Source organism: Moorena producens PAL-8-15-08-1, from assembly GCF_001767235.1.
Classification (GTDB): Bacteria; Cyanobacteriota; Cyanobacteriia; order Cyanobacteriales; family Coleofasciculaceae; genus Moorena; species Moorena producens_A.
This window is the reverse complement of the sequence record NZ_CP017599.1, coordinates 1,068,579-1,090,866: the sequence shown is the minus strand read 5'-3', so window position 1 is coordinate 1,090,866 and position 22,288 is coordinate 1,068,579. Positions and strand designations below refer to the sequence as shown.

Below are 22,288 nucleotides of genomic sequence, written 5' to 3'. Positions count from 1 at the left end.
GTTTCTAGGACTCATGAGGTACACATTAGTTTTTACCTCTTCCCTCTTCTGTCTTCCCTCTTCCCTGCTCCCTGCTCCCTGCTCCCGTCTTGATGCAGTCGCTCATGGGGGAAACCCCCAAGACCGCGCTGCATCGCTGCTCCCTAAAAACCAGAAATTTGTACCTCACAAGTCGTAGAATTGCTATATAGTTATGCAAGGCACTACCATACATTTAAAAAACGGCTTTCTGCGATAATGGCTAAATTGCCCCTAACCCTAGACATCAATGAATTAGATATTTTAATCAACTGTTATCTAGGAATAGCAGAAATTACCGATCGCATTCGGGGGAAATTTTACAACAGTATCGAGGAATTTATCAATATCTTCTTTGCTTACGATTTTAGAGTTAATCAAACATTCTTTAATCAGCGAATTTATCAACAAGAGGGTCGGGAATTCACTCTGTATCACTATTTCCGCTCCAAATCATTTGCAGACTTCCTAGAAATCATGGAGCTAACTCGGAAAAAAACGTTTCCGGATCTGCTTCCTATCCATGACTCCTATATTTGGGAGTTTCCAATTCATTTTTATCTAGTTAACTTTAGCGAAGAAGACTATATCATAGATCTCAGCCACCACCCAGATATTTTAGCCTATGACTTACGACAGTTTCTTCCCAATCATAATTACGACATTCAGAGAGATTATGACTCGATAAAAAAAAATCACGATCGAGCTTACTTGAAATGGTTAATTGAAAAGAATCTGGAAAAGGTAAATTTTGACTTTTCTATGGAAGGGGCAGAGTATGCTAAAGAACATCTGCGCAAGTATCTATTACCTTATTCGGATTTTTACCAAACTTGTATTGACCGCATTGGAGCCATGGGATTTCGGTTTCGATTAACTGGAATTTCCGAAGTCCATACTCGCAATCCAGTGAAAACAAACAAAGGAAAGTGGATTGATGAAATTCCCACATCCCCAAACTGTTTCAATGTTGCGATCTTAATGCAACGGGATTTCTCCGGACGCGAGCCTGCAGGTTATGCCAATTTTCCCCAAATCCGATATCGCCGCAAATTTTATCCTCGAAAACTTGGTTTTTTGTCCCTGATTGTTGATAGTTTAGGATACGATCGAGCCAACTACCTTAATCAAAAATATGACTGTGAAGCTGGTAGTAATCTTAGCCATGAATTAGGACATTGTTTTCAATTGTATCACCTTGGTAAAGATGGTAAAGATTTTAATAGGCCTTGCCTGGGGATAGCTCCAGATACCATCTGGAATCCGATTAATATCAAAAAAGCCAGTATTTGGCCTTGGGATAAAAAATTTGCTGAAAATCTGCATGCCAAAAATATGTTCATGAATGTAATGAGTATAGATACTGAAATTAATGAAAGCTTATTCTTTACTAAAGCACAAGCTGCCCGTGCTAGAACTGTCGCTATGATGTACTATCGGCATTGGATGCAAAGATTGGAGTCTTGGGAACAGGCTAAGGATTATTTAGCCATTAAATCCCCAAATAATTCCTACTTACTAACAAAAGACTTCGGAGCAGATCCAGAAGACAGACTAATACTCAGAAGAGTTACTGAATCGGATCAAATCTAAATTGTTCATGCCAAAGTTTATAATAAACTCCTTGACTTTTCAGGAGTTCTTGATGTTTTCCTTCTTCCACAATTTTGCCCTGATTCAAAACAAATATGCGATCGCAATTTACCACTGTGGATAATCGGTGAGCAATGATTATTGTTGTTCTACCTTCGGCAACGGTTTTAAGTGATTCTTGGATAATATTTTCTGATTCACTATCAAGATGAGATGTGGCTTCATCCAGAATTAAAATTTGAGGATTTTTTAAGATTGCTCTAGCAATAGCAAGCCTCTGCTTTTGTCCTCCAGAAAGTTTGATGCCTCTTTCGCCAACTACAGTTTCATACTTTTCTGGTAAAGTTTCAAGAAAATGATGAATATGTGACAACTTACAAGCTTCTATAATTTCTCGATCTGTTGCGTTTAAGTTTCCGTACTTTAAATTTTCTTTGATTGTTGTATTAAACAACAATGTATCTTGAGAACAGACTCCTAAAGCTTGCCTTAATGATTTGATTTTTAGAGAGCTAATATCAATATCATTAATCTTGATTGAACCCTCTTTGGGATTGTAAAATCTAAATAATAAATTAGTTATTGTAGTTTTTCCTGCCCCCGAAGTTCCTACAAAAGCGATGTTTTGACCTGCTTTGATATCAAAGGTTAAATTTTCCAAAATGGGTTGACCGTTTTGGTATTCAAAATAAACCTTTTCAAATTTCAAATAATTTATTTTTTTGACTGTTAAATCTCCTTCTTTTTCTGTGTCCAGTTCTAAATATTCCAGAATTCTTTTGATAGCTGGGATGGTAGCTTGTAACTGTAGATTAACCTTAAAAACCGAAGATAAAGGCTCCACAAGAAGACCCAATAAATAGTCAAAAGCAATTAAACTACCTAAGGTAATTTGATTAGTTATGAGAAGATATCCTCCTAATCCATATAAAACAATTTTTGAAGTTAGAGGTATAAGTTCTGCCAAAGATTCTACTAGTTTGGATAGGGTAACAAATTGAATATTATTTCTGATATAATTTTGGGTAATTTTGGTATGTTTTTTTAATCGATTTTTTTCTAAACAAAATACTTTTATCAAATAGTGTAGTTCTATATTTTCGTTAAAAAACTTTTGAAATTCAGAAATATATTGTCGATTTATAGCGCTTAATTCTTCTATCTCTTTATCCTTGATTTTATAGGCAAAATTTAATAAACATGATAGCGGAATTAATACTAAAGCTAAAAGCAAATTAAACTTAACTAATAATAGAGTTATCAAACTGACAGTTAATATATTTTCGATGGTACTAGGGAAAACTACTAATAAAAATTCTTCTAAATAATTCACATCATTAAGTAATCTGGATACCAGTTCACCATTCGGTGTTTCACTGTAAGTAATAAAATCGATTTTTTGAAGATGAGAATATAATTTTTGTCTTATGCTAAAAATTATTTGTGGCCCAAAAGAAGCAGATAAATAATCCTCCAGGATTTCTAGTAAAAACCCAAAAAGCCTTGCTACCCCAAAAGCTAAAACCATTACAATTAATAAATTAATATCTTTGTTGGGGAAAACGTTATCGAAAAGATTCTGAATAATAAGGGGTTCTATGATGTCAGGAATTATTAATAATAGTACTGTTACTAAAATGACTGCATGCTTGACATAGGGGTATTTGATAATTTGAAAAATCTGTAAAACGTATTTCATCCCTTACTCCAGATCATTGTTAAAAATTAAGTAAATGCAGTTTTACTAGTACGAGTAGTAGAACGCATAGGGTTTCTCCATCTGAGCAGCTAATTGGTCTCCGACTTTAAGAGCAGTATTTTTGGCTTCATATCCATTGTAAATTCAAACCTGAAAATTCAAACAGGACTTACGGTGAGGGGGGCAATAGAGGGATTCTTACTCCAGGTTTATAATGAAAGATTTATAATTAAGAGGAATTCTTGGATGATGCTTCCTCCACAAACTGCTGCTCTGTGTGTTTGAGGGGTCGATCGATGTTCCATTGCTGTTGACCAGAGAGCTGACCTATGCATGTATTTATCCAAACACTAGGTTCCCGTGGCGATGTCCAGCCCTATGTGGCATTAGGCAAAGGTTTAAAAGCAGCAGGACATACCGTCACAGTCTGTACCAGTGCCAGTTTTGAATTATTCATCAGGGAGCATGGCTTAACTTATGGCTATATGACCGATGAGATGATGAAGTTGATGAATTCAGATCAAGGTCGCGATGCCATGGAAAATACGACCAACCTCTGGGAAATCATCAAACTCACTCGCAAGTTATCTAAACAAGTTGCTCCCATGCAACGGATGATGCTTAAGGATACTTGGAATTCCGCACAACAAGCCAACCCTGATCTGATCATCTTCCACCCCAAAACCTATGGGGGCCCTCATTTTGCGGAAAAATTGGGCATTCCCGTGATCATGGCGGTTCCCTTGCCGATGCTGGTGCCTACCGCTGAATTTCCTAACATGGGCTTCCCGAAATGGCCTTTAGGGGGCTGGTATAACAAACTGACCTATCGCTTCGTCAATCGATTAATGGAGTTTTCAGCAGGCAAACCTGTTAAAGAGTGGCGAGCTGACCATGATTTGCCACCCCAACCCGGCAATTTTAATATTCTGCGTACCACTACCGGTGAACAGATTCCGGTTTTATATTGTTACAGTAAGTTTGTGTCCGATGAAGCTACGGATTGGCCTGAGAGTGTGGTGGCAACAGGCTACTGGTTTCTAGACCAACAAGATACATGGCAACCACCGGCTGAGTTACAGAATTTCCTTGATGCTGGCAATCCTCCGGTTTATGTCGGTTTTGGCAGTATGGCTGGACGAGATCCCCAGCGGCTGACGGAAATTGTGATTGAAGGCTTACAGCAAGCCAATGTGCGGGGTATTATTGCTACCGGTTGGGGTGGCTTGGTTGTAGATGACTTGCCCGACAGCATTTTAAAAATTGACAGCGCTCCCCACGATTGGCTTTTCCCCCGTATGGCGGCAGTGGTGCATCATGGTGGGGCTGGCACAACCGCTGCTGGCTTACGGGCAGGTCGTCCGACTATCATTTGTCCCTTTTTTGGAGACCAACCCTTTTGGGGCGAGCGTGTTCATGCCCTTGGTGTGGGCAGTAAACCGATTCCCCAAAAGACATTGACTCCCGAGAAGCTGGCTACTGCTATCCGCGAAGTGACGACAAACCAGACCATTCGGCAAAATGCTGAAGCCTTGGGAAAACAAATCCGCGATGAAGATGGCATTGCTAATGCGATCGCTATGATTGAATCTCGATTGGGTTAGGATTTTAGGGAGTCGGGAGTCGGGAATCGGGAGTCGGGAACAGGAACCAGGGAGTAGGGAGTAGGGAGTAGGGAGTAGGGAAGAAAGAAGAGGGAATTGTTAATGGGATGGGTGGGTTATGAACGCACCCTACTACTGACTTCTTACTTGAATAACTATGGGATGCGATCGCATCAAGTTGCGGACTGACTGGTTAGCGCTGATGCGATCGCACTTTTTTGAGAATTGTCTTATTCCTCGGTTTATAGCGTTTCTCGCAGTTATGAGGTACAGTCTTCTTTGACTTTGATTCCCTGTCTTGATCCAGCGCATCGCTATTCCCTGTTCCCTGTTCCCTGTTCCCTGTTCCCTAAAATCCAGAAATTGTGTACCTCATAGCTATGATAATTGCTAGATTTGTGATTTGGGTTATGCGATCGCATATCCAGTATGTTGACGTAAATGGGGAGGATGAAACGCGAGGACAATATGATCCTTTGGCACACCCGCCGCAACTAGTTCATCGGTAATGCCGTCTTCGATGCCATCATAATGAATCCAGAGTTTGCTCTGACGAATCTCAACATGGGTGACAACGCCATGGACTCTTTTTTTGCCCTTCCATCCTTCATTAAACAGTAGGAAATGAGTACGCTCGGCATCAATAATGACATACTGCTTAATATTACCATAACTGTATGGGATAGCCGCATACTCTTTAAGAATTTTTTCGACGGTATCTTGTTGACATCTCCCCCGGCTGAAGCACGGGGGATTCTACAAGGTTGCTACAAAGCGGGTTGAAACCGCGCTTTTTCGCTTTTTGTTCTGTATAATTTGCTCAGGGAGTTGAACAAACTATACCGATGTGGAAGTGTCAAGGCTTCCCTACTCAGCTTGGTTAGGTCTAATCCTAACTGTCTGTCTACTTTCCTAGCGATATTTGCCGCACCGTTGCAGTCGGCATTTATCAGGTATCCTTTAGCAGTTCTGTACAGACCGCGTCTCACCCGTTTACCCGACGGTTTCCATCCTTTGGGTTTTTCGCCAATTGTTGGGAGGCTGTCGTCATCAAGAAAAGACGCTTTGCTAGTGTACGATTCCTCAGTAATTGTCAGCTTTATTCCATATTCGGGACAAAGCTGCTTTAACCGATTAATCAGTCTTTTGGTCGGAATTACGACAAAGTTCTGATTACCTCGTTTGCCCATATTAGAGCAGTTTTTTTGCCCTTCATTCCAACCGACTATCAGGTTTCCAACTCGATCATTCAAGCACCGATTGATGATGAATCTGGCAGCCTTGTTGACAGCGTCTCTCATCTGGTTGTTGCGTTTTCTCTGGACACGGTCAAGGTTGGCATCCCAGTAAAAATCGGGCTTACCTTCTTTGTATTTTGCAACTAGCCGTGAGTACCCCTGATTTAGTGACTTGAGCTTTCGTCCATCAATAATCAGACTTTTTCCGTGGGTCGAAACGCCAGTAAGCCAATTATCACCCCCGTGATCAAAACTCCACGCTTGAGAATAATCCAAGTTGGGGTTGTACTCGACTGATTGCTTCCCGTCATCAATTACCCAATCAATCCACAATTCCCCTAGGTACGGACGGACAGTCACCTCTTTTACCCAATCAGGGTCTATAAAATCTGGTGGATCCAGGGCAATATCAGTAATTAGTTCAGGCTTAGTTTCCTTACTGATTGAAGGGTAAAACAAACCTTTCTTGTAAATAAGAGCTTGCCGAGGAAACGTTACGGCAGCTAGACCACCTTTTTGACGATATCTAAGCAGTTTTGGCTTATTAACATTTCCTTTGTAATAAAGACCAACCAACTGATTGTAAGTAGTGACTGACTCAGCAACACTTTTCAAAGTTTGTTGAGCTGACTGAGCTGCCATGGCTCTGTAATGAGGGTTTTCTTTTAGGCTCTTGCAAAGTTCAGCGTACTTGATACTGCACTTATAGGTCTTCCAACCATATCTCAACTCATCACCGCACCAATAGGTGGTAAAAGCTTCTTTTTGCTGCTCCAACCAACTGTAATGCTTTTGCTTTGAGTAATAGACAGCACAATTCCACAAGCTATTTGCCTGCTGGCATTGAAAAACCCAAAAGGCTTGCTCTTCGTCTGTGAAGTTAGCTTTTAGTGGAACAGTCTTGTACATCTTATTTACCTCCTACTATAATCATAACATATGTATGCCTATATGCTTATACAAAAAATATGAATAATTAAAGATTAATGATTAGAATTACCAATTTTGATAAACAGCAGCTAAGGGAAGAGGCTGAACGGCGTTTGAAGTTACCGTAAGATAGGGTCGCCTTATTAAAAATAATTAATCCTTTTCTGCATAACCTGCTAACTATAAAGGCTCCACTATCTAAGGTTTCGTCTCTAGGAATGACTCAATCTGAGTTAATCAGAAGTTTGATTGCTAGGTTACCCGAACCTAAACAGAGGGATACGACGGGTTAAAACCCGTTCTCCGTAGGAGACGCGGGGCGCGTTCGCGTCCGTTTCATCCCGGAGACGAAACCTGATTGTTGGGTCGCCTTACTACAAAAGTTTTAACCTTTAACTCACAGACTGCCAACTATTTTGGCGACCCTACCTTACGGTAACTTCTGACCCTCCTTAAAAGAGAGGGGCTCTCAGGTTCCCGGATTTTTTGGTAGAATGTTACGGTATCCATTGTAAAATATCCTCGGTATTTGGTTCAAAAACAATAATTACCATAATCAAATACCAGGTGTTGTTGAATTAGGGTATGATTTTGGCAAGTAGCGTACGCATAATTACCAGGTATTATATATAATAATAGCGGGTTATAGCCTAATCAGGTACACAATATTTTTTCCCTATTCCCTGATCCGCTGTTCCCTACTCCCTACTCCCTACTCCCTCAATTAAAAACTGTTATACTAATGCAACTAGAAGATTACTTTGATTTCTTAGCACCCGATGATATTCGCATTAAAGGAACACGAATTGGGATAGAACATATTATCTATCAATATATCCATCGCGCCCAGACACCAGAAGCCATTGCCGAACGATATAGGACGGTAACACTAGAACAGGTTTATGCCACAATTTTATACTATTTACACAACAAAGTTTCCGTAAGCGCCTATATTGCTGACTGGTTGGCGTGGAGTCATCAAATGCGCGAGCAACAGCGTAAAAATCCTCCTCCTTTTATTGAAAAACTCCGAAAGTTTAAAGCTGAAAAAGATGCTGCCTATCAAAACAAGACTAAAACAATAGAGGCTAGTTAATGACAATTAACTATCTACTGGATGAACATATTCCGTTAAGTTATCGCACACAGATGTTGCGACGCTATCCTCAATTAAAAGTCTGGGCGATTGGCGACCCGAATACACCACCCAAAGGTACTTCTGACCCAGATATTCTCAGATGGTGTGAGGATAATGGCTTTATTCTTGTCACTAATAACCGTAAAACTATGCCTGTTCATTTAAAAGACCATCTGGCAGCAGGTCTTCATGTGCCAGGGATATTCATCATCAATGAGGACATGAGTATGGGTCAAATTATGGAGGAATTAATAATTATTGCTGAAGCCTCAATAGAGGATGAATATAAAGACCAAATTAGTTTTATGCCTCTACTTTAGAATTTGATCACATTAGTTTGATTAAACTTACCTCTTCTGAATTAACTGCTCCCTAATCCCTGCTCCCTACTCCCTACTCCCTACTCCCTACTCCCTAACCCCCAAAATTTTTACCTTACCTATGACACAAGAACTTATAGACCTCAAAACTAGCATTTTAGAAGGACGATACGCAGATGCTTTAGCAATTGTCGATGAATTAGAAGGGATGAGTAAACAGGCAATTTTGCGTAATATTGATTCGTTCATAGTCAGGCTATTTATCCACTTAATTAAAAATCAAGTAGAGCAGCGTTTAACTAATTATTGGGTAGCTTCAATTGCTAGTTCAATTCTGGAAATTAAAAAGCTTAATCTTAAAGATAATAAGACTTCTTATTATATTAAACCTGATCAATGGCAGCCCAGATTAGAGGAAGCACTAGAAGCAGCGATCGCTCCTGCTAGTCTGGAAGTTTTCAATGGACAGTTAAGGCGGTCTCAACTTTCCCAGAGATTGGATAAACCACAGCTGATTTTGACTGCCAATAGTTTACTTAGTCTCACTTACCGCTATTCAGCTAAAGAACTACCAGCCGTTTTAGATGATTATTTAACTGAATTACCAGGTGGGGAAAAGTGGGGTAGGGAGACGTAGGCTGCCTTAGGTAAGAGATTCTCATTGTCCGCCTCATAGTCAGCCTTGGTACAGCCCGTCTGAAAATTGGAACAGGCAAGATGCCTATTCCACCAAGATGCTCGTTCCACCAAAATGTCGGTTCCACCAAGATGCTCGTTCCACCCACCGAGTCAAACTGAAGTACTGCCGAAGCGACATGAAGGAAATTATGATTACTATAGTATTTCGATTTGAGATGTGAACAAATAATCCAAAAGGTTAGGAAACATAAAACTCCGGATAGTTAATAGCAGTAAGGAATACAGAGTTTTTTAGTATATAACAAATCACAATCTATTTTTACGACTCATTTATATAAAGAAAACAGTATAAATACTCATTGTCAAAGAAAAATATATTTGATAGAAATATAACTACTAACTAGGAATAGCTTAGGAGTTGGCTGTAGCGATTGGCCGTAGGCTGCGCTAAGCGATGAAGCGGAGCTTCCGCTAAAAGCGATTGGCCATAGGCCACGCTACGCGATGAAGCAAAGCTTCCGCTAAAAGCGATCGCTATTATTTAATCTTAGTAATCAGGGTTCAGCTAATAGAGTTATTATTGCAGCTTAGTAGGTTGGGGTGAACATAGTAAAACCTAACCCTGGCAGTGGTTGTGTTAGATTTTGCTATTAGTCTACTGCTCCCTAGGTAATATCAAAGCTTTTGGAACTAAAGTCAGTCAATCAGGGTTCTCTACAACAAACTTACTATCAAGAAATAAAAATATTATCCCCAAAATCCCACTTATATTGATCTGAAGATTCAGCAATACCTGCTGTATAGCACTACACATTAAAGTTAGGACATTGATACAAGCTGAAAACCTTGTGTAGTGAACTTTTGCCTCTTACCTCTTGCCTTGCGCGTAGTGCTATAACACTTACAGTGAAGCCGACAAATTTCATAAGTATTTTTACTTGGCTATTAAAAAGTTTTCTCCTTTTGCACAATCTTCGTTCTTAGGACAGATAAGTCAATAGGTACAAAAAGTAGATTCATGTAGAGGAAGTTGCTGAATAGTTTTAATAGGATGGGTATCTCACCGTATTCATTACTGAATTAAGTAATAGCCATCCGTTCCATGCAAACACTTACCTTGAAATAGGAAATTAGACTTATGCTATCTTCACACTCCAATCCGAAATCAGACAACAATTCATTTCAATTAATACATCGTTTATTATCTTATACATTATCCTCTAAATTTTTCATTTCTTATATAGTATCGATGGTGCTGATCATATTTTTTGGATATGTTATCAAAAATCATCAAGAAATTGAGAAGTACAAACAGATCACTGTCTGGTATGAAGATCTAGACTTAGAAGTAGAATCAACAAAAACATTTGCTGATTTTGTTGAAAAAGCACAAAATAACTTACAAAAAATTTACAAAAAAGACTTTAAAAATTATAACTTAAACGTTAGTCCTGATCTAGAAGAAAAAATCATTATTGACAACAAAAGACCTAAATCATCTAAAGATAAAAATTATGTCACCTGGAAAATAGAAAAAATAGAATACGATCTTAAGGTTTTCTATGGGTATTCTGGTGTACTCGATTTTCAATCAGAACAAAATAGCAATAGTAGAAGTGAAGAAAAAGCACAAATACGTACTGATAAAATTTTTCAGACTTTTACTCAAATAATGGGAGAGGAACTAGATATAGCAGCCAACAATGGTGATACTCCTATACAAAATTTCCATGAGTTTAGTAAAAAAGTGATTGGGTATTTAACAGGTGATGATGATTATTGGAAAAAAATCCCTGATCTAAGAATAAATAGTGTTTATATTTTGAACACTAACAAAGATTTTTTGATATATTATCCCTTTACTAGTAAGCGTCTTAAAGAAAAAATTGATTATGAGACTAGACCTTGGTATAGAGCTACGGAAAGAAACTATAATTCTAGTTATGAAAAGACAGATGATGAGGGAAATAAGTCGGGTCTTACTGGTATTTATATAGATTTAAACGATAATAATAAGCCTAATGCAATTAGAACGTTATGGTACAAGTTTAAAGTTAATGATGATAATAATGACAATAATGACAAGACTTATATTTTATGTTTAGATATATTTATGGACAAAAGCCATCAAATTGTACAAGAACAAAACTTACTCTATTTACTAGAAGAACCGTTAAATTCAGTGATATTAGTATATCTATTACCCCTAAGTGCTTTTATGGCTTTAAGCTTATCTCTACTATATGAATTCAGACTTAAACCTATTCTTTTCAGACTAGCTAAACATAATGATGTTGTCCCCAAAATAAAGCTGAAACGAGAAAGTAAACATTACGCTGGCAAAGACGAAGGAGAAATAAAACTTAATATTAAGGGTGAAACTAAAGCCATAAATAGAAGTGAGCAGTCAAGGGAAGCTGGATGGAATTTGAACGATATAATCCCGAATCTAGAATTTAGTGCTAAAAGTAATGAAAGTAATGCCAGAGAGCAAGAAGCATCTTTTAGTTATGAATTCACTAAGGTATATGATCTTAGTATGCTTGAAGATAAACCTCAATATAGGTGTATTGAAACTTGGAGAGTTCTATCGGAATATCAATCGGGCAAAACTCAGACAATAGGTTTATTTGTAGCACATTGGAATACCAATAATAGTGCAGACCTTGAACAAGGACTAGATATAAAATCTATCTATTGGGAGCAAGACTATGAATACAATTTAGAGAGTTTAAAAAAACAACTAAAAGACCATTTATTGATCAGCGAAAAGCGAGAATTAGTACCTGTTTTAGATCCTCAATATACTAGACGGCAAACTATACCGCCATTTTTTGAAAAAATAGACAGCCTCAAAACACTAATCAATACTAGTTCATATCTACAACAAGGAAAAATTGTTTTTTCGGAGATTTGCACTCTGGCTGAGTTATACAAAGAGGGTACGGTCAAAGCAATTTGTTCATTACATTTCCTCACAAACCTGAAAAAGAAGCAGCAATTGAAAGATTTTTTGGACGTTCCAGTGGCTGAACGATATCTGATTGAATATGAAGAGGATGAATTTCGGGATTTTTACGATTCCCTTGATGATGAAACGAAATCAAAGCTGATCAATCAATATTCCTTTAAAATTATGGTCTATCAAGACGATATTGATAACATAATTAGCCCTCAGGATGATTTTTGTATAATTTCCCTAAAAAATGGCTCCAAGTTAGTTGCTTATAGTTTTACAGATGATCAATATTCCCATACTAGTTGGCTCGGTTGGATAAGTTGGCGAGAAGTAGATAGTCAATTCTATGATGAATTATATAAATGTCAACTAAATAAAACCCATCTAATTAAAACTATTAGAGCATATATAGAGGGTAAGTCTTAGTAAAACATGGCACTTATTGTCAGGGTCTCTACTATGGAAGCTCTCGCCAAATAAGGTAAGCTATCAGCTATAAGTCTTTGACCTTAGCCAAGGACTTTTCTGAAGACTTTCAATTATCATTAATCTATCTATCTTAAATTATCCCGTTCGCCCGTTGTGCATTGGCGCAATGGGCGAACGAGGTTTATTTTAAGCTGACCGCTGACGGCTGATCGCTGACCGCTGACCGCTGACTGCTTAAGCTCTACAACAAACCAATGATGCTAATAGTGAATGTGCTCTTATCAAAAAAGTCGCTATTGCCAGGTGCCAGGGCAAAGTCAACTACCGAGCCTTTTTGCACTTTGCTCGATACAGTGAAATAAACCCCAACAGCATCATTGCCATCGATTGCGTCAGACCAGATTTTAGTACCATCAACAAAGATATAGGCAATCACACCATCGCTGGCAGTACGATGGTCTTTCTTGGCGAGGTGACCCTTGAACGTAACTTCCCCCTCAATGTCACTAACCCAGCGACGAACTCCCCACTGCTCAACCTTTTGCCGTCTACCGGTGGTTTTGGGACCGTTGGGATGAGCAATAGTGTTAGATAGCTCAGTCCAGTATTTTCCTTGCTTGACTTTCCAGGAGCCCTGAGTGTATTCCTCCATTTCATGGAAATCAGCACTGGTCAGGGAACCATCGTAGTAGCCATAGAACCAGTTATGCTCTCCTTGAGTATCAGAAAAATCCTCCACTGAATTAGCAATTTCAGTACGCACAGGAACATGGTTAACCTGAAGTTCAAAGGCATTGCTGACCGTTTTGCATAGCTCGTCAGACGCTGTTACAGTAATTGTAGTTGTGCCAATGTCATCGCTAGTGGGAGTACCACTAAAAGTAGTGCCATCGAAATTCAACCAGCTGGGTATGGTTGCACTAAAGCTCAAAGTGTCCCCATCGCGATCGCTAAATGTTGCTTCCCCAATTGTCAGGGTAAAAGGCTCATTCTCGTTAATGCTTTGAGCGCCAATGGGATTAGCCACCACAGGGGCAGAATTATTTGGGGGTTCATAGACGTAGAGAGATCCACAGGTTTCCCAGCGAACTTCATCGAGACTGGAACGGTCTTTGTTGGTATTTGTGAACCAATCGCCATTAATCTTTAAATAATCCAAATCTGTCAGGACTTGCATTATCTCTAAATTCGTCGCTGCTTCATTGCTGTCAGTTTTTATCCATCCACCCTCTGCATTAAGGGGTATGGTGTAGGGAGTCCATTGGTCTATAGTGGGCGTCGATACATGGTTCTGTAGTTCCAAACCACCACCACTTATGGTTAAACCATTTATTAAACTGTTATTTAAACTATTGATATCCTCGGTAATCTCATCGCTATTTTCCAAATTAACCTCAACAGCAAACCTGAGGTTTCCATTGAAAAAACTGGATTTGTCACCAAGAAACTTCTCGGGAGCAACGTAATCGTAGGGTCCATCACCGACTTGATCATCATTACGAATGTAGCCACCAGTGATGAATCCACAGATTCTAGACTTTTCGGGGTCAAATGCTTGATCATTGACGTCAACAACGCTCCAAGCCTCTGTGCCAGTATCAAAGTGACTGACCGGCTCGATTATGCTTTCAATCGCCTGAGCTGGCTGTGGAATCATGAGCATAGCACCAGACAATAGTGCCGCCCACAGAAAAATACGGATTTTTTTCATCGAAAATTTCGCAGCAGAATACACCACTTACACCCTGAGGGTGAGAGTTAGGACGGAGCTTTCAAGGTGTGAACCCCCTCTTAGCCCACTCAGCCCCTTTCCGCTGCACCTCCAACTAATGGTTTACAAATTAATCCGGTACTACGGTTAAGTAGCCCTGTTGTTTTTTGCTGTAAGTAACTCCATGGTTCCCTTTGCGGAAACCGTAGCTAAAGTATGGTGAAAGGCTATGCAGATATTAAATTTTGCCCAAATTCTAATTTTATAGGAGTTTAGGCTTTTTAGATATTTTTTTTGATTTACAAGCTCGTATATCTTGATAGATAAGGGTTTCAGGAATTATCAATTACCTTTACTGCTTCCGTTATTGATAATATATTTTGTTTATTACCATAAGATGCGCATCTGATCAAATCCTGTTATTTTTTACTTTTGAGCTTTTATAGCGTTTCCTGTAGGAGATTTAAACCTGGGAGGTCTTTTTTTATTGGACAATAAAACTCCGGATCTCTTTCCCCTGTTGCCTTTTGCCTCTAGCATGCATGCCTTTTACAGCAAGAAGTGTGTTTACAACTCAGATACAAACGCTATCTATGAGCTCCCTGGTGAAAAACCAATGGTATTTCTAACATGAACCAATCAACCGAGCGGCTTTATAATCTATTACCTGCTATCTACCGGCAGCGAGATTTTGCCCAAGGGGAACCCCTACGGGCGCTGTTGGCGGTAATGGAAAAGGAACTCCAGATTTATAGAAGCTGATCTTGAAGGCTTGTATGACAACTGGTTTATTGAAACCTGTGATTCCTGGGTGATGCCCTATATTGCTGAGTTACTGGGCATCGAAGATTTAAATGATGAAAAGCAGATTATCTTCAGCCAACGTACGCGGATTGCGAATACAATTCGTTACCGTCGCCAAGGAATTTTCACCAGACTTCCAATTCTGATTAATCTGGAACTATTAAATTCTCTCGTTCTAGGTTCATTTTAAGCACCGATCTAGTAGCGTGAGGTTTTAGCTGACGGCTGACGGCTGACGGCTGAATGCTGTGGACCTCACTCCTGATCACAATTGCAATACAGTTTTCTGTATATGTGAATTCATAAAAGGTGAATGAATTCCCTAGAAATTTACTTTAATCTGTGAAGTATCAGGAACAGTTAGTTAATTGCCAAAGGGAGCATGTCACTTTTGAAATTAGGTACATAGATCCCCCCTAACCCCCCTTAAAAAAGGGGGGAATTAGATTCAAAAGTCCCCCTTATTAAGGGGGATAATGGGGGATCTAAATCAGGGATTAACAAAACTGACATGCACCCATTGCAAAATGTAAATTCACCAATTGTAACTGATCACAACTAACTAATTGATTGAATAGGAGAGTAAGCATGAAAGCACAAACTCTAGCATCGGCAAACACCTCCGGTTATATTGCACCTGAACTGTACGATCTAGGCAACTTTGATAAAGTGCAGGCCTTTTGGCGTGGACGTCGGTTCGACTTCTTTTTCTGGCGGCGCTTCTTTTTCTTCCGGTAAGGAGTCCATCAGCTACTAATGTAGAGTATTGAAACCATCAATGCTCCTAAATAAAAGTAGCTGTTAAGGAATGACACCAAAATAAGTTGAGCAAATTAGTTCCTATATATCCGATTATATCCTATCTAGTCCGGATCCGATGCTCAACTTATTAAAGTTTAGTTCCTAAATTGTGAGCAAATAAATAAGACAGGCAGATTGAGGTGCGACCCAAGGCCGGGGAACCCGGCCTAGGAGGCGCGCACCTTTATAAATTCTCTCAAACTGCCTGTTTCCCTAAAAGATATGACCATATAGCACTACGTATTAAGGTGTTTGACATTAATAAAAGCTGAAAAAGGTGCGCTTTTGCAGTAAACTTTTGCCTCTTGCCTCTTGCCTTTTGCCTTGGGCGTAGCGCTATAAATTTAATCTTCCCTTGGTCAAGTTAATTACTTAGAAATCATCAGGATAAGGGATATGACCAAATTAGCCCTACAGGAACTCGTCCCTACCGTAATTACTGAAACAAACGGACTCTATCGTCTCCAAAAGGATGTAATTTTAGTTCTTCAAGATGGGGTTGCACGAGTATTGGGTCTCAATCGCGGCAGGTTTTATGGACTCGATGCCATCGGTACCAAGATGTTAATGCTTGTCCTTGAGCAAGGTCCAGAAATGGCGGCACGTTGCCTAGCTAGTGACTATGGAGTCCCAGAAGGCCAGGTGCTTGCGGATGTAAACAAGCTTTTGCAGGATTTGGAACGTCAGCAACTACTTGTGTGTCAACTCCCCCAATCCTACCAGTCTGTACCACCATCTCCTTTTACCACTTCCCTGCTGCTAACCGTTGCATGGATTAGCATTCGGACTTTGGGTTGGACCAGAACTATCAAGTTATGGCGACGTTGGCAACCTTCCATAGCACCCAATACCCCCCCGGAAAATTGGGAGAAAGCACTGGCAGGAGTTGATGGTGTGGTGCGGTCAGCGGCAGCAAAACACATGTTACTGCCAATGGCGTGCAAAGAGCGAGCCCTTGTGGGTTGGCAAATCCTTAGGACAACTTTCGGTCTGCCAGCAGAACTGGTAATTGGGATCAGTTTTTATCCTTTCGAGGGACATGCTTGGGTAGAGTGTGGCTCAGAGATTGTGACGGATGACCAATTGCACTGCCAGATGTTTACCCCAGTGGCACGGTATAGCTGAACTATTAAGGAGAAAGTGATGAGAGTAGGATTCGATGTTTTTACTGGTTTGGATACTGGTTTGGATGGGGATGTGGAATTTCGGGTATTTCCATCTAACCGAGACCATGTAATGCGATCGCCTTTAGTAACCTTTGCCCGCAATTATCAATCAAGGACTGCCGCTGTACTGATGGGGCACTTGTGTTATCAGGATGAACTTCTCACCAAGTTACCCCAGTCCATAACTCAAAACTGTACATCAGACGCGGAAATTGCCCTAGCAGTGTATGGTCATTTCGGTCGCCAAGGTCTAGAACAATTAGAGGGAGAGTTTTCCCTGGTGGTGTGGGATGGGGAATTACAACGGCTGTTCGCCCTGCGTGACCCCCTTGGTTGCTGGCAGTTATTCTGGCTCAAGGCAGGAACAACCCTAGCTCTTAGCACTAGTATCCTACCCCTGCTGGATTTGCTCCCCAATAAACCCTTCAACCTTGACTTTCTCGCCCAATTTCTGATGTTGCCCTCTCCTGCTGTCGAGCTACCAACAGAGGAAACAGCATTCACGGGCATCAACCGTGTACTTCCTGGCACAATACTGACCATTACGGCTACCGGAACGGTAGAAAGCTACCGTTGGTGGGATTGGGCAGCAAAACAACACCACAACAACAGCCTTACCCTAGAGTCAGCAGGGGAACACTACGCCCATCTGTTGCGGCAAGCGGTTAAACAACGAATGGAGCGAGGGCAAATTGCTGCCCACCTATCCGGGGGAATGGATTCTTCCAGTGTAGTTTGTCTCGCCCGGGATTGGATGTTGTCTGGGGTAGGCAAACCCCAGTTAGACACCCTAACAGCAGTGTACAAACGTCCTAGCTTGGCTGGTGAGCGAGCATACGCCGAGATGGTGCTAGAACAGGGTGGACCGATTGTCCCTCACTTCCTTGATGCTGACGACGCCCTGGTCTTTCGCTGGTTCAATGATGACATCCCTTACCATGACGAACCCTATGCAGGTCTATCCCACCTAGCCATGGAAAAGCTTTTAGTGGAAGCTGCCCATCAACTGGGAGCGGATACCATTTTAACCGGTATGGGAGCTGATGAACTGCTGGTAGGAACATACCTGAGTATGGCGAGTCAGTTGCGCCAAGGTCAATGGTTAGCAGCATTTTCCGAGGCCCAACGCATGGCACAGGGTAATAACCAGAGTATCTGGTCCATCCTTTATCAATTCTGCATTGGGCCTGCTTTGCCGATGCTGATGCTGGGGACTATTGGCACCTGGTGGCGGGGTGGGTTTGGACGCTGGCCCAAGGTCGGAAAATTTGCCATTCCTCCCTGGATATTGCCCGAATTTGCCCAGGGTACTAAAATGCAGACCATTGGCAGACAAAATGCTCAAAGACTATACGGTGGTTCCGCTGAATTATCTGTGGATTTGTGGTCTCTCCAAGCCTCCGTAGGTGATTGGTCTCAATGGTATCTCGCAGCACCACAAGGTATGCACAACTCCCATCCTTTTCTTGATTCTCGCGTGCTGAGTTTCTGCCTAGAGTTGCCCACAGCCCTCAGAGAAATCCCTGGTATGCCCAAACCAGTTCTGCAAACAGCTATGCGGGGAATACTGCCAGAACCAATTCGCACCAGACGTGACAAAGCTACATTTAACGATATCTATTGGCTTGGTTTGTCTAAACATTTACCCTGTTTAGAATTCATGGTGCGTAATTCCTCCAGCCAAGAATTAGGTATATTTGATGCCCAGCAACTGATTCACGCTATGCGCCAGGCTGCCGTTGGCATTGGAAATATGGAAGCTATCTATCACATTAACACGACATTGGCACTCATCGCTTGGTTCGACCAAATGATGGCAGCACAGCATCAACCTCTAGAAGCACCAACGGAAGTACACCAGCTACATCGGCAAGTCGAAAAAATCACTTGTTAGTATAGCGCTACGCGCAAGGGCAAGAGGCAAGAGGCAAGAGGCAAAAGTTCACTAAAAAAGCTTTTATCAATGTCCTCACCTTAATGGGTATTGCTATATCATGTTCCGTTCAATCGTTACTATTCAATCTCACCCATTACACCTGCAGCGGCTACTCCCAGGGTAGTTGTACTAGATGCCAAGAGTCAGCAAAATTACAGCCATGACCACACTAGAAGCTTATAACCTCCAAAAACACTACCGACAGCGGGGAAAGATCGTTGCAGCAGTACGTGGGCTATCCTTAACCATTGAACCAGGGGAAGTGCTGGCTTTTCTTGGTTCCAATGGGGCAGGTAAGACGACCTCCATTAAGATGATTGCGGGTTTAATTCGACCTGATCGGGGTTCGGTAAAAATAGCTGGTCGTGATCCCCATCGCCATCCCCAAGCACGGCGGCTGGTGGGTGCGGTTCTTGAAGGTAACCGCAACCTCTATTGGCGTTTGACTCCCGAGGAAAACCTGGAATATTTCGGAGTATTAAGAGGCTTGAGCCAAAAAATCGCCCATCGTCAGGGTTTGGCGTTATTAGACAGATTTGGTCTGTTGTCCAAACGTCACACTCCTGTACAAGGACTATCCCGGGGGATGCAACAGAAATTAGCGATCGCTGTTGCTTTGGTTCATCAACCCCGATTACTGCTCCTAGATGAGCCCACTTTAGGGTTAGACGTAGAAGCCAGCCAGCGGGTCAAAACAATAGTTCGAGAAATGGCACAAGCAGGCTGCGCCATTCTACTGACCACCCATCAACTGAATGTGGCTCAAGAAATTGCTGACCGGGTCGCTATTATTCAACAAGGTCAAATCATTGCTCTGGAACCAACTCGCCAGATTATCCAGCGGTTTTCTGGGTCCACCTATGCGATCGCAATCGAAGGCTGCTTAGACCAGGTACGACTCAGCAAACTAGAGGCATTAGGTGGCGTGGTACAAAAGGGAGAAATTCTTTACCCTGGCACACCAGAAGGTCTTTATCAAGTGTTGCAAATCCTCAATCCTTTGCCTTTGGTGCAAGTCAAAAAGGATGAAGCTGATTTAACAAAAGTATTCTTAAAACTAGTGGGATAGAAAAGCCATGCTGCAATTGCTCCGGGCTGAATTCAAGCGTACTTGGACTGAGTTTATCCGCTATCCAGTTGAAGCATTTTCCTCCGTCGCCGTCACAACATTCATTTTTTATGGAATGTTTATCAGCGTTCGCTTTGTTGCTGGGCCCCAACTAAGTGTTGGCAATCGAATTGATACGATTGTTGTGGGTTACGTGCTTTGGGTTTTAGTCTTATCTGTTGTTAATGATATTGCTATTACTTTACAAATAGAAGCCCAAACTGGAACCCTAGAACAAGTTTTCCTTTCATCGTTCAGTGCTGCCAAAGTTTTTTTAGCTAGAACTGTCGTTAGTCTGGCCTTACGTCTTATCTTAAATGTCAGTCTATTGCTGCTGATCACTCTCGTAACTGGAACCCGTCTCAGCTTTCCTCCCAGTTTACTCTTACCTCTGTGTACCTTGTTACTAGGAGCCTACGGTCTTTCCTTCTTGATGGGTGCTTTGGCCTTAGTGTTCAAGCGTGTCGAGCAAGTGTTAGGACTTTTCCAGTTTACGTTCTTGTTTTTGCTAGCCGTGCCTACAGAAACATGGCTGAGCCGATTCCAAGGTTTAAGACTATTGTTACCAATGACAATGGGTGCAGATGGACTGCGCCAACTGATGGTAAGCAATCAAAGTTTAGATATCTCGGAGTTTGCCCTTGCCTTACTCAATGGCATAGTCTATTTTTCCTTAGGGTTACTGGTTTTTCAATGGGCGGAACGCCAAGCTAAGCAACACGGAATATTAAGCGGATATTAATTAGACCTCTTGCATAAGTCTGATCAACCTTGCTGAAGACAAGGCAAAAGGCATGCATGGCTATTGGCAAAAGGGATAGATTTTGATTTCATATTTATTTTTGCCCATAGGTCTATTCTCTACTCTAGCATTGACAAATGAATTTCAAAAAAGGATGACAGGTTTTTTCATTACCAAAAATCTCTATATAGTTGATTAACTATTGCCTATTGCCTATTGCCTATTGCCTATTGCCTATTGCCTCTTGCCTATTGCCTATTGCCTATTGCCTCTTGCCTCTTGCCTTTACAAAGCACAAGTATTTTCACAACTCAAATAGAAATGCTATCTCTACTTTCCAAGAATTGTTATGAAACACCAACCTTTTCTACACTGGATGCATCGCTGGTCCCGCCCTCTGATCGCAGGAATAGCCTCTTTGGGTGCTGTAGCAACTGCCTATCCCAAAATTATTCACAGGACTTACGCATTTGCCCCCGTGGGTCCCCCAATTCTGGGGGACTTTGACATCATTACCCCCCAGAATTGGGGGGCTAGGGGGGCGAAATCAACTTAACCGCGTAAGTCCTGATTCAATTAACACAAAATAATTCTACTTGTAGTCCCAGCGGTTGCAATCTACCTCCCACCAGTGCCGATGCTGCTATCTTGAGTTCACCCATCACCTTATTAGGCTTAATTGCTTGCATTAGTATGGTGGTTTCGCGATCGCTCCCCTGCTTGTGAATTCAAAAGCACATAAACAGTTCCGCTCTCCCTTAGAAAAGTGGACAATCCTGTTACTAGCAGTTGGTGGGACATTAATGCTAATTGTCAGTAGTTACCTGCTATATACGACACTGTTTGAATTCCACGAAAAGTGTAGCTTTTGTATTATGTCTACTTTATTGTCAGCGAGCTTGTTTATTCTGGCCTTGAGCGCTGGTGGCTGGCAGAAATTGAGACAACAACTGCTCACGGTAACTATGGTGGTGATACTGTTGCTCCTTGGGCTACTGGGTCTTTATACCCTGGGGAATATCAGTCGCTCTGCCACGGAAATCAACTATACTATAACCAGCTCTTCTAGTGAAGCAAACATGGCTCTAGCAGAGCATTTGGAAAAACTGGAAGTGAAAATGTATGATGCATTTTGGTGCGATCATTGCAATCAGCAAAAAGAAATGTTTGGTCAAGGTGCTTGGAGCCAAATTAATTACATTGAGTGTTGGGATACCATGGCTCCAAAGCTTACCCCAAGCCATTTTTAGCCTGATTGTCACCCCTGAAGGTTATGCCATCATAGCGATGCAGCGCGGTCTTGGGGGTTCCCCCCATGAGCGACTGCATCAAGACAATGACCAGCTGCTGAAAAGGTACCCTCAAGGGTACTGCCAAGCCGGGTTAGATCATTCTATAAATAAATGTATTAATTGAAATTCATTACAGTAAAAGGTAAAACCCATGCCTTACA

General features: G+C 41.3%; 20 protein-coding genes. 16 read left to right on the top strand and 4 right to left on the bottom strand.

The window, feature by feature from the left end; genetic code table 11:
• The first annotated feature begins 13 nt into the window (after positions 1-13).
• Both BJP34_RS42350 and BJP34_RS04265 read left to right on the top strand, forming a co-directional pair.
• Positions 14-178 carry a hypothetical protein gene (locus BJP34_RS42350; protein WP_158517001.1) on the top strand — a complete coding sequence of 55 codons (165 nt, stop codon included), beginning with the start codon at positions 14-16 and terminating at the stop codon, positions 176-178.
• Between the two features lie 59 nt (positions 179-237).
• Positions 238-1,611: a hypothetical protein gene (locus tag BJP34_RS04265; protein WP_070391276.1), complete on the top strand. Its 1,374-nt coding sequence runs from the start codon at positions 238-240 to the stop codon at positions 1,609-1,611.
• Here the strand turns inward: BJP34_RS04265 and BJP34_RS04260 are convergent.
• The gene (locus BJP34_RS04260) at positions 1,589-3,310 is read right to left on the bottom strand and encodes an ABC transporter ATP-binding protein (RefSeq protein ID WP_070391275.1); all 1,722 of its coding nucleotides are present in this window, start codon (positions 3,308-3,310) and stop codon (positions 1,589-1,591) included. The genes BJP34_RS04265 and BJP34_RS04260 overlap by 23 nt on opposite strands.
• A 329-nt stretch (positions 3,311-3,639) precedes the next feature.
• Here BJP34_RS04260 and BJP34_RS04255 point away from each other — a divergent pair, with 329 nt between their 5' ends.
• A complete protein-coding gene (locus tag BJP34_RS04255; RefSeq protein ID WP_070391274.1) occupies positions 3,640-4,914 on the top strand; it encodes a glycosyltransferase in 1,275 nt (424 codons plus the stop codon).
• A 225-nt stretch (positions 4,915-5,139) separates the two neighbouring features.
• Positions 5,140-5,292, top strand: a complete 153-nt coding sequence (locus BJP34_RS42345) for a hypothetical protein (RefSeq protein ID WP_158517000.1) — start codon at positions 5,140-5,142, stop codon at positions 5,290-5,292.
• Positions 5,293-5,322: 30 nt separating this feature from the next.
• Here the strand turns inward: BJP34_RS42345 and BJP34_RS36040 are convergent, their stop codons facing one another.
• On the bottom strand, positions 5,323-5,577 hold the full coding sequence (locus tag BJP34_RS36040) for a XisI protein (RefSeq protein ID WP_324611072.1): 255 nt from the start codon (positions 5,575-5,577) through the stop codon (positions 5,323-5,325).
• A gap of 104 nt (positions 5,578-5,681) precedes the next feature.
• Positions 5,682-7,061 (bottom strand): RNA-guided endonuclease InsQ/TnpB family protein, encoded by a 1,380-nt coding sequence (locus BJP34_RS04250; RefSeq protein WP_070391273.1) that lies wholly within the window; start codon positions 7,059-7,061, stop codon positions 5,682-5,684.
• Between the two features lie 763 nt (positions 7,062-7,824).
• Between BJP34_RS04250 and BJP34_RS04245 the strand changes: the two genes are divergently transcribed.
• From BJP34_RS04245 to BJP34_RS04230, 4 genes are all read left to right on the top strand, one after another.
• Positions 7,825-8,178 (top strand): DUF433 domain-containing protein, encoded by a 354-nt coding sequence (locus BJP34_RS04245; protein ID WP_070391272.1) that lies wholly within the window; start codon positions 7,825-7,827, stop codon positions 8,176-8,178.
• Positions 8,178-8,540 carry a DUF5615 family PIN-like protein gene (locus BJP34_RS04240; RefSeq protein ID WP_070391271.1) on the top strand — a complete coding sequence of 121 codons (363 nt, stop codon included), beginning with the start codon at positions 8,178-8,180 and terminating at the stop codon, positions 8,538-8,540. The genes BJP34_RS04245 and BJP34_RS04240 overlap by 1 nt, the downstream gene beginning before the upstream one ends.
• Before the next feature lie 121 nt (positions 8,541-8,661).
• Positions 8,662-9,177 (top strand): DUF29 family protein, encoded by a 516-nt coding sequence (locus BJP34_RS04235; protein WP_070391270.1) that lies wholly within the window; start codon positions 8,662-8,664, stop codon positions 9,175-9,177.
• A gap of 1,251 nt (positions 9,178-10,428) precedes the next feature.
• Positions 10,429-12,564: a hypothetical protein gene (locus tag BJP34_RS04230; protein ID WP_149030783.1), complete on the top strand. Its 2,136-nt coding sequence runs from the start codon at positions 10,429-10,431 to the stop codon at positions 12,562-12,564.
• Positions 12,565-12,808: 244 nt separating this feature from the next.
• On the opposite strand, the gene BJP34_RS04225 is transcribed toward BJP34_RS04230, so the two are convergent.
• Positions 12,809-14,278 carry a putative Ig domain-containing protein gene (locus BJP34_RS04225; RefSeq protein ID WP_070391268.1) on the bottom strand — a complete coding sequence of 490 codons (1,470 nt, stop codon included), beginning with the start codon at positions 14,276-14,278 and terminating at the stop codon, positions 12,809-12,811.
• A gap of 630 nt (positions 14,279-14,908) precedes the next feature.
• Between BJP34_RS04225 and BJP34_RS48345 the strand changes: the two genes are divergently transcribed.
• The 8 genes from BJP34_RS48345 (at position 14,909) to BJP34_RS04190 (ending at position 22,085) form a co-directional block, all read left to right on the top strand.
• Complete coding sequence (locus tag BJP34_RS48345; RefSeq protein ID WP_267876476.1) at positions 14,909-15,040, top strand: hypothetical protein; 132 nt, start codon at positions 14,909-14,911, stop codon at positions 15,038-15,040.
• 10 nt (positions 15,041-15,050) lie between these two features.
• Positions 15,051-15,272: a hypothetical protein gene (locus BJP34_RS04220; protein WP_070391267.1), complete on the top strand. Its 222-nt coding sequence runs from the start codon at positions 15,051-15,053 to the stop codon at positions 15,270-15,272.
• Positions 15,273-15,670: 398 nt separating this feature from the next.
• A complete protein-coding gene (locus BJP34_RS42340; protein ID WP_158516999.1) occupies positions 15,671-15,820 on the top strand; it encodes a hypothetical protein in 150 nt (49 codons plus the stop codon).
• Between the two features lie 459 nt (positions 15,821-16,279).
• Positions 16,280-17,008: a lasso peptide biosynthesis B2 protein gene (locus tag BJP34_RS04215; protein WP_070391266.1), complete on the top strand. Its 729-nt coding sequence runs from the start codon at positions 16,280-16,282 to the stop codon at positions 17,006-17,008.
• A gap of 18 nt (positions 17,009-17,026) precedes the next feature.
• Positions 17,027-18,943 carry an asparagine synthase-related protein gene (locus BJP34_RS04210; protein WP_070391265.1) on the top strand — a complete coding sequence of 639 codons (1,917 nt, stop codon included), beginning with the start codon at positions 17,027-17,029 and terminating at the stop codon, positions 18,941-18,943.
• Positions 18,944-19,145: 202 nt separating this feature from the next.
• Entirely contained in the window at positions 19,146-20,054 is a 909-nt protein-coding gene (locus BJP34_RS04205) for an ABC transporter ATP-binding protein (RefSeq protein ID WP_070391264.1), read from the top strand.
• 7 nt (positions 20,055-20,061) lie between these two features.
• Positions 20,062-20,835 (top strand): ABC transporter, encoded by a 774-nt coding sequence (locus BJP34_RS04200; RefSeq protein ID WP_070391263.1) that lies wholly within the window; start codon positions 20,062-20,064, stop codon positions 20,833-20,835.
• A 722-nt stretch (positions 20,836-21,557) separates the two neighbouring features.
• Positions 21,558-22,085: a vitamin K epoxide reductase family protein gene (locus BJP34_RS04190; protein ID WP_158516998.1), complete on the top strand. Its 528-nt coding sequence runs from the start codon at positions 21,558-21,560 to the stop codon at positions 22,083-22,085.
• The last annotated feature ends 203 nt before the right edge of the window (positions 22,086-22,288 follow it).